The organism is Micromonospora sp. CA-263727, assembly GCF_050942455.1.
Classification (GTDB): domain Bacteria; phylum Actinomycetota; class Actinomycetes; order Mycobacteriales; family Micromonosporaceae; genus Micromonospora.
Map to the genome: position 1 here is coordinate 2,260,096 of NZ_CP192031.1, position 14,093 is coordinate 2,274,188.

Below are 14,093 nucleotides of genomic sequence, written 5' to 3' on the forward strand. Positions count from 1 at the left end.
AGCGTGCCACCCACTCCCGCCGGCCAACTGGCCGTTCCGAACCTGCACCGGGCCGCGCGGATCGAGGACGCCGTGCACGCCCTGGTCGAGCGCCGGCTGCGGCGGACGGGCTGGCGGATCAACATCATCGCCTACACCGGCTACGGCGCGCCCGGTTGGGTACGCGTGATGTGCCGGGTGTTGCTGGGGCGGCCCGACAAGCGTGAACGGGGCCGGCTGGAGAAGGTCCGGGGTTGGCGCAGCTTCACCACCCTGCCGGCCAAGCACGTCACGGTGACCATCGAGACCGGCGGGGTGAGCCACGAGACGCAGGCGGACCGCAGCGGCTTCGTCGACACCGTGGTCGAGGCGGAGCTGCCGCCCGGCTGGGGCTCGGTGCGGCTCAGCACGCCGGACGCCGAGCCGGTCGAGGCGCCGGTACGCATCCTGGACCCGGAGGTCCGCTTCGGCATCCTCTCCGACATCGACGACACGGTCATGGTGACCGCGCTGCCCCGCCCACTGCTCGCCGCGTGGAACACCTTCGTCCTCGACGAGCACGCCCGCGCGGCGGTCCCCGGCATGGCGGTGCTCTACGAGCGGCTGGTCACCGCCCACCCCGGGGCCCCGGTGTTCTACCTGTCCACCGGCGCGTGGAACGTCGCCCCGACGTTGACCCGGTTCCTCTCCCGGCACCTCTACCCGGCCGGCCCGCTGCTGCTGACCGACTGGGGGCCCACCCACGACCGCTGGTTCCGCAGCGGCCGGGAGCACAAGCGGGCCACCCTGGCCCGGCTGGCCCGGGAGTTCCCCGACGTACGCTGGCTGCTCGTCGGCGACGACGGCCAGCACGACCAGGAGATCTACCGGGAGTTCGCCGCCGCCCACCCGGAGAACGTGGCGGGCGTGGCGATCCGTCGGCTCTCGCCCACCCAGGCGGTGCTCGCCGGCAGCCTGCCCGTCCCGCACGGCCGCGCGACGGAGGGGCCGGTGGGGCAGAAGTGGCTCTCCGCGCCCGACGGCGCCGGCCTCTGGACGCTGCTGCACGGCGCTGGCCTGGTCTGACTGCGACGTGGCGGGTCAGGCGGGTGACGCGCCGCGGTCTCGGAACCGCGGGTGGGCGAGGACGAAGAGCGTCACCCCGGCCATGACGGCGGCCCCGACGATCACCGGCAGCGGCGGCCAGAGCGAGTAGAGGGCGGTGCCGGCGGTGGGGGCGACCACGAAGGTCAGCGCGCTGTTCGCGCTGATCAGCCCGGCCAACCCGCCCTGTTCCTCGCGAGTGCTGGACAGCGTCGGGCCGGCGATGTAGCCGGGCATCGCGATACCGAGCCCGAGACCGATCAGCAGGATCGCGGCGATCAGGACGGCGACGGGGGCGGCCGGGAGGAGCAGGACGAAGCCGGCCAGGGCGACGCTGCCGCCGACCCGCAGCAGCGTCGGCGGTCGCCATTGGCTACGTGGGACGATGACGGCCTGCGCCACGACCATGCCCACCCCGGCCGCCAGCAACGCGCCCCCGGTGAGCAGCCCGGTCGCCTCCGCGTCCAGCCCGAAGCGATCCTGGACGATGAACCCGGTGACGATCTGGACGAAGCCGAGGGCGGTGAACATCCCGAAGCCCGCGAGCAGGTACGGCCACACCCGGGCGTCCCACGGACTGATCCGTACCGGCTTCTCGACGAGTTCGGCCACGCCCTGCCGGCGCAGCCGCAGCGCCACCAGGGCGAGCCCGACACCGAGCAGGACGGGGACCGCGACCAGCGGTGCCAGCAGCCCGAACGCGGCGAGCAGTCCGCCGACCACCGCGCCGCCGACCATCGCGATCCCCTGGGCGGTGCCGACGCCGGCCATGCCCCGGACCCGTTCGGGCTCGCTGCTGGTGATGTCGGCGATGTACGCCTGCGCGGTCGTCGGGACGGCGGCGATCGCGGCGCCGAAGGCGACGCCGCGCAGCAGGACGAAGAGCGTGAACAGCACCGTGCCGCTGACCAGCCCACCCATTCCGAGCGTGGCGACGAGTGCGAACAATGCCATCGACACGGTGGCGAGTGCGAACGCGGCGACGAGCACCGGCTTGCGTCCCCAGGACTGGGAGCGCCGCCCCCATGCCTGGCTGGTGGCGACGACCATGATCGCCGCGATGCTGATGGTCATGCCGATCTGCCATTCGGCCAGCCCGACCTCCCGGGAGAGCGGCGCGATGATCGGGTTCAGCGTCATCTGACCGAGGAAGACCAGGAAGACGGCGGTGAGCACCACTGGCACCTGGGCGTTTCCCGACCGGCCGGGCGCACTGGCGCCGGTCTCGGCCCGGTCGATCTGCTCGTCGGCGACGCCATCCGGCGTGCGACCGTCGACGGGTACGGCTGGTGTCATGATCACAGCCTTCATTCTTGGTTAGGTTAGCCTTACCTAAGGGCCAGGAATGACTATCACGTCGAGGCGATGCCGCACAAGGTGATGGGTGGGGCACCGGAAAGCCGAATGCCACCGGGACCTTGCGGGCCCCGATGGCATTCGGCTCGTGGAAGAGGTGTCAGCTCCCCGGCGTCAGCTCGACCTCACCGGTGCAGCCGGCCAGGGTACGACGCTGTTCGAGCAGGTCGATGACGGCCTGCCGGTTGGCGATCCGGGCCTCGGAAAGCGCGTCGGGGCTCTGCCGCTGCCCCGCGATGAAGGTGAGGTTGTTGCGGACCGCGGTGTCGAGGCCGTCGCAGTTCTCCGCCGCACCACCGTTGAGCGCCGCGTTCGGGTCCGCGTCCGGCACCTCGACCTCACCGGTGCAGCCGGCCGCCGCACGCCGCTGTTCGAGCTGGTCGACGACGGCCTGCCGGTTGGCGATCCGGGCCTCCGAGAGCGCGTCCGGGAACACCAGCTGATCCGCGATGAAGGCAAGGTTGTTGCCCACGGCCGTGTCGAGGCCCTCGCAGTTCTCGCTGGCCGAACTGGTTCCGGTCGCCACCGCGAAGGCCACCCCCAGGGTCACCCCGATCGCCGCGATCCCCGCGATCTTCCGTTGCCACGGTGGCGTCCCGCGCCTGCTGTTGCTGACCGTACGCCTGCTGCTCGCCATCGATCCTCCGCCTTCGTCGTCCACCTGCACGAGGAGGTACGGACGCGAGCGCCCAGACGTTCACCGCTCGACGATCTACTTGCCCGCCGGCTCGTTGCCGACGGTGTTAATAGGGGGCCCCTGCTCTACCGGAGGCGTTAACAGGGGGCCCTTCCTTTCACCTGGGGCGGAGCCAGAGGGCGGCTAAGGGGGGGATGCGGAGGGGGGCTGAGGCGGGTTGGCCGTGCCAGGGGAGATCCTGGGCGTGCACGGTGCCGAGGTTGCCGACGCCGGAGCCGCCGTAGTGGTGGGCGTCGGTGTTGAGCACCTCCGCCCAGGTGCCGGCGGCGGGTAGGCCGATGCGGTAGTCCTCCAGGGGCAGCGCGGAGAAGTTGGCCACGCAGACCAGGGTGGCGCCGTCGGGGGCGATCCGGACGAACGAGACGGTGTTGTTGGCGACGTCGTCCCCGGCGAGCCAGCGGAAGCCGGCGGGGGAGGTGTCCTGCGTCCAGAGCGCGGGGGTGTCCCGGTAGACCCGGTTGAGGTCGCCGACGAGGCGCTGCACGCCGGACCGGGCCGGGTCGTGCAGGAGATGCCAGTCGAGGCCGCGCTCCTCGCTCCACTCCCGGTCGTCGGCCAGCTCGCAGCCCATGAAGAGCAGTTGCTTGCCCGGGTGCGCCCACATGTAGGCCAGCAGCACGCGTACGTTGGCGAGCCGTTGCCACTGGTCGCCGGGCATCTTGCCGAGCAGGGAGCCCTTGCCGTGCACCACCTCGTCGTGGCTGATCGGCAGCACGAAGTTCTCGCTCCAGGCGTACGCCAGGGAGAAGGTGAGCTGATGGTGGTGGTGCTGCCGGTAGATCGGGTCCTTCGAGGTGTAGAGCAGGGTGTCGTGCATCCAGCCCATGTTCCACTTGAAGCCGAAGCCCAGCCCGCCGTCGCCGGTCGACCGGGTCACCCCGGGCCAGGCGGTCGACTCCTCGGCGATCATCGCCACCCCGGGATGGTGCTTGTAGACCGTCGCGTTGGCCTCCTGCATCAACGCGATGGCCTCCAGGTTCTCCCGGCCGCCGTACGCGTTCGGCGTCCACTGCCCGTCGGCGCGGGAGTAGTCCAGGTAGAGCATGGAGGCGACCGCGTCCACCCGGAGGCCGTCCACGTGGAACTGGTCCAGCCAGTAGAGCGCGTTGGCGACCAGGAAGTTGCGTACCTCCCGGCGGCCGAAGTCGAAGACGTACGTGCCCCAGTCGGGGTGCTCGCCGCGCCGCGGGTCGGGGTGCTCGTAGAGCGGGGTGCCGTCGAAGCGGGCCAGGGCCCACTCGTCCTTCGGGAAGTGCGCCGGCACCCAGTCCAGGATCACCCCGATCCCGGCGGCGTGCAGCCGGTCCACCAGGTGGCGGAAGTCGTCCGGGTCGCCGAACCGGGCGGTCGGGGCGTAGTAGCCGGTGACCTGGTAGCCCCACGAGCCGCCGAACGGGTGCTCCATCACCGGCAGGAACTCCACGTGCGTGAAGCCCAGCTCCACCACGTACGCGACCAGCTGCTCGGCCAGCTCCCGGTAGCCGAGGCCGGGCCGCCACGAGCCGAGGTGCACCTCGTAGACGCTCATCGGCTCCTGGTGCGGCTGCCGCTTAGCCCGCCGGGCCAGCCAGTCCGCGTCGCTCCACTGGTATGTCGAGTGGTGCACCACCGAGGCGGTGGCCGGCGGCACCTCCGCGTACGCGGCCAGGGGGTCGGCCTTGTCCCGCCAGTGCCCGTCGGCCCCGAGGACGCGGTACTTGTACCGGGCGCCGGCCGCCGCCCCCGGCACGAAGATCTCCCACACCCCGGTCGAGCCCAGCGAGCGCATCGGCCAGCCGTCGTCGGGCGCCCAGCCGGTGAAGTCGCCGACCACCCGCACGCCCCGGGCGTTCGGCGCCCAGACCGCGAACGCCACCCCGCCGTCGAGGACCCGCGCGCCGAGCGCCTCCCAGAGCCGCTCGTGCCGGCCCTCGCCGATCAGGTGCAGGTCCAGATCGCCGAGGGTCGGCGGATGGCGGTACGGGTCGTCGTGGCGCTGCCCGTCGACGTCGACCCGGTAGTCGAGCACCTCGCCCGGCACGGTCGCCTCGAAGACGCCCACGTCGTGCACCCGGGTCATCGGGTGCCGCTCGTCGCCGACCAGCACGCTCACCTCGGCCGCGCCCCGGCGGATGGTGCGGATCACCGTGCGCCCGCCGGCCGGATGCGCCCCCAGCACGGCGTGCGGGTCGTGGGTCTCCCCGGAGATCAGCTGGTCCATCGGGCGTCGTCCTTCGTCGCGGAGGCGGTGCCACCCCGGGGGCCGGCGGCAGAGGTGGGCGTGGGGACGGTGAACACGTGCGCGGGTTGCAGATACGGGTCGAGCCGGACCGCGTTGCGCTGCCCCCAGTCGTAGCTCGCGCCGGTCAGCTCGTCGTGCACGGTGAACCGGTCGTGCCAGTCCAGCCCCAGCGCCGGCATGTCCAGCGTGGTGTTGCCCCACTGCACGGTGTGCGAATCGAACGAGCAGACCACCAGCACGGTGTTGCCGGTGACCGGGTCGCGTTTGGACCAGCAGAGCAGCGCCGGGTTGTCGATGTCGTGGAAGACCAGGTTGCGCAGCCGGTGCAGGGCCGGATTGTCCCGGCGCACCCGGTTGAGCGTGGCGACGAAGGGCGCCAGGGAGCGCCCCTGCGCCAGCGCGCCGGCCCAGTCCCGGGGCCGTAGTTGGAACTTCTCGTTGTCCAGGTACTCCTCGGCGCCCGGGCGGGCCACGTGCTCGAACAGCTCGAAGCCGGCGTACATGCCCCAGGAGGGGGAGAGCAGCGACGCCAGCACCGCCCGGATCTTGAACATCGGCGGCCCGCCGTGCTGCAACGAGGAGTGCAGGATGTCGGGGGTGTTCGGCCAGAAGTTCGGCCGCATGTGGTCGGCCGCCGCCACCAGCTCCGCGCAGTACTCGCGCATCTCGGCGGCCGAGGTCCGCCAGGTGAAGTACGTGTACGACTGGGTGAAGCCGACCTTGGCCAGCCCGTGCATCATCGCCGGCCGGGTGAACGCCTCGGCGAGGAAGATCACGTCCGGGTCGACCCGCTTGACCTCCCCGATCAGCCAGTGCCAGAAGTCGACCGGCTTGGTGTGCGGGTTGTCCACCCGGAAGATCCGCACGCCCTCGCCGATCCAGTGCCGTACCACCCGCAGCACCTCGGCGCGGATGCCGTCGGGGTCGTTGTCGAAGTTCAGCGGGTAGATGTCCTGGTACTTCTTCGGCGGGTTCTCCGCGTACGCGATGCTGCCGTCGGCCCGGGTGGTGAACCACTCCGGGTGCTCGGTCACCCACGGGTGGTCCGGCGCGCACTGCAACGCCAGGTCCATCGCCACCTCCAGACCGTGCTCGGCGGCGGTGGCGACGAACTCGCGGAAGTCCTCCGGCGTGCCCAGGTCGGGGTGGATGGCGTCGTGCCCGCCCTCGGCGGCGCCGATCGCCCACGGCGAGCCGACGTCCGCCGGCCCGGCGACCAGGGTGTTGTTGGGGCCCTTGCGGTTGACCCGGCCGATCGGGTGGATCGGCGGCAGGTAGAGCACGTCGAAGCCCATCGCGGCGACCCCGGGCAGTCGCTCGGTGGCGGTGCCGAAGGTGCCCGAGCGGGCCGGCTCGTCGGCCGTGGCCGGGACCGCGCCCTCGGAGCGGGGAAAGAACTCGTACCAGGCGGAGAAGAGGGCCCGCTCGCGGTCCACCCAGATGCGGTACGTCTCGCCGGTGGTGACCAGTTCGCGTACCGGATGCGCCCAGAGCAGGCCGGCCAGCCCCAGCGCCGGCTCCGCCCGCCGGGCCAGCGGCAGCGTCGGGTCGCCCAGCGCGACGATCGCCTCTCCGACCCGGGCCTGCTCGGCCGCGGGGACCAGCCCGGCGGCGGCGCGCAGCACGCGTACCCCCTCGGCCAGGTCGTTGGCGAGTTCCACCGCGTCCTGGCCGGCGGCGGTCTTCTTGGTCACCGCGCTGTGCCAGGTCAGGTACGGGTCGTGGAACGCCTCCACGGTGAACATCCACTCGCCGACCGCGTCCGGCACGATGGTGGCGTGCCAGCGGTCCCGGCCGGGCTCGCCGGGGTCCATCCGGGTGAACGGGCGGGCCCGGCCGTCCGGTCCGAGCCAGACCACGTTGCAGCCGAGCGCGTCGTGCCCCTCGCGGTAGGCGAGCGCCGACACCGGCACCAACTCGCCGACGACCGCCTTGGCCGGGTAGCGACCGCAGGAGACGACGGGGGAGACGTCTTCGATCGGGAACCGTCCACTCACCGCCTCAACCTACTGTGGCAACCTGCCGCGCGCTCGTCCGACCATGAAACAAGATCTTGGTACGCGGCCACCCTCGCCGGGACATCGCCGCCCCGGCTTCCCGGCCGCTGCACCGTGATCCGCTCAACATCAGGGATGTTGCTGTATCAACCCGGCCGGGAGGCGGCAACATCCCCGAAGCTGAGTCGATCAACCGATCCGACGGATCGCGGCGAGCGAGGGGCGGGCCAGGGAGCGGTAGAGGTCGAGCGTCTGTCGGGCGATGGCGTCCCAGGAGAAGCGCTGGACCGCGCGGCGGCGACCGGCGCGGCCCAGCGTGGCGGCCCGCTCGGGGTCGGCGAGCAGCGTGTTCAGCCGGGCCGCCAGGTCGGCCTCGAAGCGGGCCGGGTCCACCGGCGCGCCGTCGAGACCGGCCTGCTCGATCGGGACCAGCAGGCCGGTCTCGCCGTCGGCGACCACCTCCGGGATGCCGCCGGTGGCGGTGGCGACCACGGCCGTCTCGCAGGCCATCGCCTCCAGGTTGACGATGCCCATCGGCTCGTACACCGACGGGCAGACGAAGATCGTGGCGTGGGTGAGCACCTGGATCACCTCGGACTTGGGCAGCATCTCGGCCACCCAGACGATCCCGGACCGGCTCGCCCGCAGCTCGGCCACCAGGCCCTCCACCTCGGCGGCGATCTCCGGGGTGTCCGGTGCGCCGGCCAGCAGCACCAGTTGGGTGTCGGGCGGCAGGTCACGGGCGGCGCGCAGCAGGTGCGGCAGGCCCTTCTGACGGGTGATCCGGCCGACGTAGACCACGCTGGGCAGGGCCGGGTCGATGCCGAGGCGCGCCAGCACGTCGGTGCCCGGGTCGGGGGCGTACTGCGCGGTGTCGATGCCGTTGTAGATCACCCGGACCCGGTCCGGGTCCACCGACGGGTAGGCGGCCAGCACGTCCCGGCGCATCCCCGCGCTGACCGCGATGATCGCGTCGGCCGACTCGTACGCCGTCCGCTCGCACCACGAGGAGAGCGCGTAGCCGCCGCCGAGCTGTTCGGCCTTCCACGGTCGCAGCGGCTCCAGGCTGTGCGCCGTCACCACGTGCGGCACCCCGTGCAGCAGCTTCGCGGTGTGCCCGGCCAGGTTGGCGTACCAGGTGTGGCTGTGCGCCACGTCCGCGCCGGCGCACCCGGCGGCCATCTCCAGGTCCACCCCCATGGTCCGCAGCGCGGCGTTCGCGCCGGCCAGGGCCGCCGGTTCGGGGTACGCCCGCACACCCGGCTCGGTACGCGGCGCGCCGAAGCAGTGCACCCGCACCTCGGCGATCCGGCGCAGCTCCCGGGCCAGGTACTCCACGTGGACCCCCGCCCCGCCGTAGACCTCCGGCGGGTACTCGCGGGTGAGCAGGTCGACGCGCAGCCGGGCGGAGTCGGTCATGACCGGCACCCTAGTGCAGAAGTGTGCCCGTACGAGTGGTGAAGCGGCACCGGGATGGATAGCGTCTGGTCATGGCTGCCAAGGTGCTCGCGATCGTCCTGGCCGGCGGAGAGGGCAAGCGCCTGATGCCGCTGACCACGGACCGGGCCAAGCCGGCCGTCCCGTTCGGCGGGATGTACCGCATGGTCGACTTCGTCCTCTCCAACCTGGCCAACGCCGGCTATCTGAAGATCGTCGTGCTGACCCAGTACAAGTCCCACTCCCTGGACCGGCACATCACCAAGACCTGGCGGATGTCGACCCTGCTGGGCAACTACGTCACCCCGGTGCCCGCGCAGCAGCGCCGCGGCCCGTGGTGGTTCGCCGGCTCGGCGGACGCGATCTACCAGAGCTTCAACCTGATCTACGACGAGCAGCCCGACTACGTGATCGTCTTCGGCGCCGACCACATCTACCGGATGGACCCGCGGCAGATGGTGGAGGACCACATCGCCTCCGGCGCGAGCGTGACCGTGGCCGGCATCCGGCAGCCGCTCAGCACGGCCGACCAGTTCGGCGTGATCGAGGTCGGCGAGGACGGCCGGCGGATCCGGGCCTTCCGGGAGAAGCCCACCGACGCCGTCGGGCTGCCCGACGCGCCCGACCAGATCTACGCCTCGATGGGCAACTACGTCTTCACCACCCGGGCCCTGGTCGACGTGGTCGAGCGCGACGCGGACGAGAAGGCCAGCAAGCACGACATGGGCGGCAGCATCATCCCGATGCTGGTCGAGCGGGGCGAGGCGAACGTCTACGACTTCCGCGACAACGAGGTGCCGGGCAGCACCGACCGGGATCGCGGCTACTGGCGGGACGTGGGGACCCTCGACTCCTTCTACGACGCCCACATGGATCTGATCAACGTCCACCCGGTGTTCAACCTCTACAACTTCGACTGGCCGATCTACACCGAGCAGCCGCCGTACCCGCCGGCCAAGTTCGTCCACCAGTGGGGCGAGCGGGTCGGCCGGGCGGTCGCCTCGATGGTCTCGCCCGGCGCGGTGGTCTCCGGGTCGCTGGTGGAGAACTCGATCGTGTCGCCCAAGGTGAAGGTGCACTCCTGGGCGCACGTGGACGGCGCGGTGCTGATGGAGGGTGTCGAGATCGGCCGGCACGCCGTGGTGCGCCGGGCCATCCTGGACAAGAACGTCTACGTTCCCGAGGGCGCCGAGATCGGCGTGGACCTGGAACGCGACCGGCAGCGCTACACCGTCTCCGACAACGGCATCGTGGTCATCGGCAAAGGGCAGAAGGTGGAACCGTGAGCGCGAGGAGTGAGCTTGCGAGCCCCGCAGTCGCGAACGAAAGGCAGGCAACGTGAGCGCGAGGAGTGAGCTTGCAAGCCCCGCAGTCGCGAACGAAAGGCAGGCACCGTGAGCAGTCACCCCCGGGCCGGTCAGCCTGCCGAGCCCGCCGACCTGGTCGACGTGCCGCGGCTGGTGACCGCCTACTACGCCGAGCATCCCGACCCGGCCGACCCGGCCCAGCAGGTCTCCTTCGGCACCTCCGGGCACCGGGGATCGAGCCTGCGCAACGCCTTCAACTCCGACCACATCCTCGCGGTCACCCAGGCGCTCTGCGACTACCGCCGGGAGCAGGGCGTGGACGGCCCGCTCTTCCTCGGCCGGGACACCCACGCGCTCTCCACGCCGGCGACCGTGGACGCCCTGGAGGTGCTCGCCGCCAACGAGGTGACGGTGCTGCTGGACAGCCGGGACGGCTACACCCCCACCCCGGCGGTGTCGCACGCCATCCTCGGCCACAACCGGGGCCGCACCGCCGGGCTCGCCGACGGCATCGTGATCACCCCGTCGCACAACCCGCCGGACGACGGCGGGTTCAAGTACAACCCCACCCACGGCGGGCCGGCCGGCTCCGAGGCCACCGGGTGGATCCAGGACCGCGCGAACGCGATCCTCGCCGCCGGGCTCAAGGAGGTGCAGCGCATCCCGTACGCGCGGGCCCGCGCCGCCGACACCACCGGCACGTACGACTTCCTCGGCGCCTACGTGGACGACCTGCCGGCGGCGATCGACATCGACGCGATCCGGGCGGCCGGGGTCCGCATCGGCGCCGACCCGCTGGGGGGCGCGAGCGTGGCCTACTGGGGTGAGATCGCCCAGCGGCACCGGCTGGAGCTGACCGTGGTCAACCCGACGGTCGACCCGACCTGGCGGTTCATGACCCTGGACGGCGACGGCAAGATCCGGATGGACTGCTCCTCGCCGAACGCGATGGCCTCGTTGATCGCCATGCGCGCCGACTACCAGGTCGCCACCGGCAACGACGCGGACGCCGACCGGCACGGCATCGTCACCCCCGACGGCGGGCTGATGAACCCGAACCACTACCTGGCGGTGGCGATCGCCCACCTGTTCCGCACCCGCAGCGAGTGGGGCCCGGACGCCGCGGTCGGCAAGACCCTGGTCTCCTCCTCCATGATCGACCGGGTGGCCGCCGATCTCGGCCGCCCGCTGCTGGAGGTCCCGGTGGGCTTCAAGTGGTTCGTGCCGGGGCTGCTCGACGGCACGGTCGGCTTCGGCGGCGAGGAGAGCGCGGGCGCCTCCTTCCTGCGCCGCGACGGCAGGACGTGGACCACCGACAAGGACGGCATCCTGCTCTGCCTGCTCGCCTCCGAGATCATCGCCAGCACCGGCCGCACGCCCAGCGAACACTGGGCCGAGCTGGCCGAGCGCTTCGGCGCGCCCGCGTACGCCCGGATCGACGCCCCCGCCACCCGGGAGCAGAAGGCCGTGCTCGGCAAGCTCGCCCCGGAGCAGGTACGCGCCACCGAGCTGGCCGGCGAACCGATCACCGCCACCCTCACCACCGCCCCCGGCAACGGCGCGCCGATCGGCGGGCTCAAGGTGACCACCGCCTCCGGCTGGTTCGCCGCCCGCCCGTCGGGCACCGAGGACGTCTACAAGATCTACGCCGAGTCCTTCCAGGGCCCCGAACACCTGGCCCGGGTGCAGCGGGAGGCGCAGGACCTGGTGTCCGAGGTCCTCGCCACGGGCTGAGGGACTGCCGGGAAACCGCGCGGCGGCTACGGAAGGTGACCGTTGCGCCGGTTGAGGCAGAGCAGAGGACGCGGCAGGGCGGTGTCGTGGCCGGGCGGGCCACCACGGCAGTGACGCTCGGGAACTGCCACCCGCCCGGTCGCGCTTGGGTCAACCGGCCGACGGGGAGGGGCTGAGCGGCTGGCAGGCGGCAAGCGCCTCGGTGACCCTGGTATCCGTGGCGTCCAGATCCGCCCCGAGCTGGACGTCGCGGTCGGCGAGACAGTTCGCGTACGCGGCGTCGCTGCCCCGCCCCGCACCGTCCTGCCCGCCGCCGTTCTGGCCCCGGCCGGGCCCGCCGGTGGGCAGCAGGGACTGGCACGCCTCCTGGGCCTGCTGCCAGGTCTCGTCGTCGACGCCTTCCGGCCGGAGGTTGCCGAAGCCGCCGCGACCGCCCGGCCCGCCGGAGGCACCCGGCGACGGCATGCCGGAGGGCCGGTCCGTGGGCATCCCGGAGGGCATCCCCGTGGGCATCCCCGAGGGCCGGCCGGAGCCGTCGGGGCGGGGGCCGCCGCTCGGCATGGTGTCGGGAACGTCGATGCCCTGTTCCCGTAGACAGTTCACGTACGCGGAGAGGGCGGCGAACGGCTCGTTGCCCTCGGCGGAGCTGGTGTTCTCGGCCGAGTCCGACCCGCCACAGGCGGCAGCCGCGAAGAGGACCAGTGTCCCGCTCGTCACGGCCAGACCCAACCGCATACCTCGGTTGCGCATCGTTACCGGAACCTCCGAAGGTCGACGCCCACCGCACCGGCCGGTGCGGCGTCCCATACAACCGGTGGCACCTGCACGCCAGGTCGGACGAACCTCAAAACCAGCTCGGAACCGGGCCGGCACGGCGGGTCCCGCCGGGTTTCCCAGCGAACTTCGAGGTGCGGCCGAGTGAACTGCGAGGGGGCTTGCGGACACTCACTGCCCATGGGTGTTGGCCTGAAGGCGCTGCGCCGGCTCGGTGCTGGTCGGCGCGGGTGGTGGGTGGTGAGTGGTATCGCCGTGGCGGCACTGCTCGGATCGTCGGGGTACGCCTTCACCCGAACGGCGGAGTCACCGGCGGCGGCGACCGCGACCGCCACGGCCGACCGGGGCGAGGTCAGCGTGGCCGTGGCGACCACCGGAACACTGCGGCCCGCGCAGAGTCGCAGCCTCAGCTTCAGCACCTCGGGCACCATTGTCGAGGTGAAGGTCCGGCCCGGCGACGACGTACGGTCCGGAGAGCTGCTGGCGGCGATCGACGACGCCGACGCCCAGGATCGGGTGGAGTCCGCCGAGGCGGCGCTCGACAAGGCCGAGGAGGCCCTCGCCACGGCGACCTCGGGGCAGAGCGGCAGCACCTGCCTGACCGCCGGCTCCGTCGCCGCCGGCCAGGTGCGGCTGGTGACACTCGACCCGACATCGAGCCCCACCCCTGACGCCTCGACCGCCAGCCCGACCGCCACCCCGACCCCCGACTCGTCGACCACCCCCACCCCCACGCCCGGCGCGTCGAGCCTCCCGCCGACCGCCGTGCCGACGCCAGGCCGGTCCGGCTCGTCGGCGCAGCCCGGCCCGGCGGCATCCTCCGGCGGCAGCTGCACCAGCCGGGGCGGCCAGTCCGGCGGCGGCAGCGATCCCGTGCTCCGCGCCCAGCAGCAGGTCAACAACGCGCAGGCAAGCCTGGCCGAGGCGAAGACCGCGCTCACCGGCGCCAGGATCACCGCGCCGATCGCCGGCAAGGTGCTGGCGGTCACCGGCACGGTCGGCACCAAGGTCAGCGGCGGCAGCACCGTCATCACCCTCGCCGATGTCGCGGGCATGGAGGTGTCCGCACGGTTCCCCGAGGCGGACGCGGGCCGGCTGGTAACCGGCCTCTCCGCGACCGTCACCCTGGCCGACCGCACCGGCGAGGAGTTCGCTGCCACGGTCACCCAGGTCGATCCGGTGGGCACGGCCAGCGGTCAGATGGTCACCTACGGTGTGTCGATCAGCTTCGCCGAGGTGCCGACGGGCGCGCTGGTCGGACAGAGCGCGAGTGTCCGCGTCACCGTCGCGTCGGTTCCGGACGGGCTCCGGGTGCCGTCCACCGCGGTGCGCGCGGTCGATGCCGCGACCGGGACGGTGCTGCTGCGTACGGCCACCGGCGACGAGAGCCGGCAGGTGACCCTCGGGTTGCGCGGTGACCAGCACACCGAGATCCGTTCCGGGCTGGCCGAGGGGGATGTGGTGGTCGCCGCCGGGTGAGGAGTGGCCTCACAAAGGGTGGACACAGC

General features: G+C 72.3%; 10 protein-coding genes. 4 read left to right on the forward strand and 6 right to left on the reverse strand.

The window, feature by feature from the left end; translation table 11 throughout:
* Window positions 1-3: 3 nt before the first annotated feature.
* Window positions 4-1,044 (forward strand): App1 family protein, encoded by a 1,041-nt coding sequence (locus ACQPYA_RS10290; RefSeq protein WP_433532383.1) that lies wholly within the window; start codon window positions 4-6, stop codon window positions 1,042-1,044.
* Window positions 1,045-1,059: 15 nt separating this feature from the next.
* Here ACQPYA_RS10290 and ACQPYA_RS10295 read toward each other — a convergent pair whose 3' ends face one another.
* The 5 genes from ACQPYA_RS10295 to glgA all read right to left on the reverse strand — a co-directional run bounded on the left by ACQPYA_RS10295 (window position 1,060) and on the right by glgA (window position 8,752).
* Complete coding sequence (locus ACQPYA_RS10295; RefSeq protein ID WP_433532384.1) at window positions 1,060-2,373, reverse strand: MFS transporter; 1,314 nt, start codon at window positions 2,371-2,373, stop codon at window positions 1,060-1,062.
* A gap of 145 nt (window positions 2,374-2,518) precedes the next feature.
* Window positions 2,519-3,055 carry a hypothetical protein gene (locus ACQPYA_RS10300; RefSeq protein ID WP_433532385.1) on the reverse strand — a complete coding sequence of 179 codons (537 nt, stop codon included), beginning with the start codon at window positions 3,053-3,055 and terminating at the stop codon, window positions 2,519-2,521.
* Between the two features lie 157 nt (window positions 3,056-3,212).
* Complete coding sequence (gene glgB / locus ACQPYA_RS10305) at window positions 3,213-5,315, reverse strand: 1,4-alpha-glucan branching protein GlgB (protein WP_433532386.1); 2,103 nt, start codon at window positions 5,313-5,315, stop codon at window positions 3,213-3,215.
* Entirely contained in the window at window positions 5,303-7,333 is a 2,031-nt protein-coding gene (locus tag ACQPYA_RS10310) for a maltotransferase domain-containing protein (protein WP_433532387.1), read from the reverse strand. Before ACQPYA_RS10310 ends, glgB begins: the two co-directional genes overlap by 13 nt.
* Window positions 7,334-7,522: 189 nt before the next feature.
* Window positions 7,523-8,752, reverse strand: a complete 1,230-nt coding sequence (gene glgA, locus ACQPYA_RS10315) for a glycogen synthase (RefSeq protein ID WP_433532388.1) — start codon at window positions 8,750-8,752, stop codon at window positions 7,523-7,525.
* A gap of 71 nt (window positions 8,753-8,823) precedes the next feature.
* Here glgA and glgC point away from each other — a divergent pair, with 71 nt between their 5' ends.
* Together glgC and pgm are read left to right on the forward strand one after the other, a co-directional pair.
* Window positions 8,824-10,056 carry a glucose-1-phosphate adenylyltransferase gene (gene glgC, locus ACQPYA_RS10320; RefSeq protein ID WP_433532389.1) on the forward strand — a complete coding sequence of 411 codons (1,233 nt, stop codon included), beginning with the start codon at window positions 8,824-8,826 and terminating at the stop codon, window positions 10,054-10,056.
* A 108-nt stretch (window positions 10,057-10,164) separates the two neighbouring features.
* Window positions 10,165-11,811: a phosphoglucomutase (alpha-D-glucose-1,6-bisphosphate-dependent) gene (gene pgm, locus ACQPYA_RS10325; protein ID WP_433532390.1), complete on the forward strand. Its 1,647-nt coding sequence runs from the start codon at window positions 10,165-10,167 to the stop codon at window positions 11,809-11,811.
* Between the two features lie 150 nt (window positions 11,812-11,961).
* On the opposite strand, the gene ACQPYA_RS10330 is transcribed toward pgm, so the two are convergent.
* The gene (locus tag ACQPYA_RS10330) at window positions 11,962-12,528 is read right to left on the reverse strand and encodes a hypothetical protein (RefSeq protein WP_433532391.1); all 567 of its coding nucleotides are present in this window, start codon (window positions 12,526-12,528) and stop codon (window positions 11,962-11,964) included.
* Between the two features lie 237 nt (window positions 12,529-12,765).
* Between ACQPYA_RS10330 and ACQPYA_RS10335 the strand changes: the two genes are divergently transcribed.
* Complete coding sequence (locus ACQPYA_RS10335) at window positions 12,766-14,064, forward strand: efflux RND transporter periplasmic adaptor subunit (protein WP_433532392.1); 1,299 nt, start codon at window positions 12,766-12,768, stop codon at window positions 14,062-14,064.
* The last annotated feature ends 29 nt before the right edge of the window (window positions 14,065-14,093 follow it).

What these genes read in the sequence shown, in the direction of transcription:
- ACQPYA_RS10295 (WP_433532384.1), bottom strand. Translation starts at nt 2,373, where the DNA reads ATGAAGGCTGTGATCATGACACCAGCCGTACCCGTCGACGGTCGCACG.
- ACQPYA_RS10300 (WP_433532385.1), bottom strand. Translation starts at nt 3,055, where the DNA reads ATGGCGAGCAGCAGGCGTACGGTCAGCAACAGCAGGCGCGGGACGCCA.
- glgB (WP_433532386.1), bottom strand. Translation starts at nt 5,315, where the DNA reads ATGGACCAGCTGATCTCCGGGGAGACCCACGACCCGCACGCCGTGCTG.
- glgA (WP_433532388.1), bottom strand. Translation starts at nt 8,752, where the DNA reads ATGACCGACTCCGCCCGGCTGCGCGTCGACCTGCTCACCCGCGAGTAC.
- glgC (WP_433532389.1), top strand. Translation starts at nt 8,824, where the DNA reads ATGGCTGCCAAGGTGCTCGCGATCGTCCTGGCCGGCGGAGAGGGCAAG.
- ACQPYA_RS10335 (WP_433532392.1), top strand. Translation starts at nt 12,766, where the DNA reads ATGGGTGTTGGCCTGAAGGCGCTGCGCCGGCTCGGTGCTGGTCGGCGC.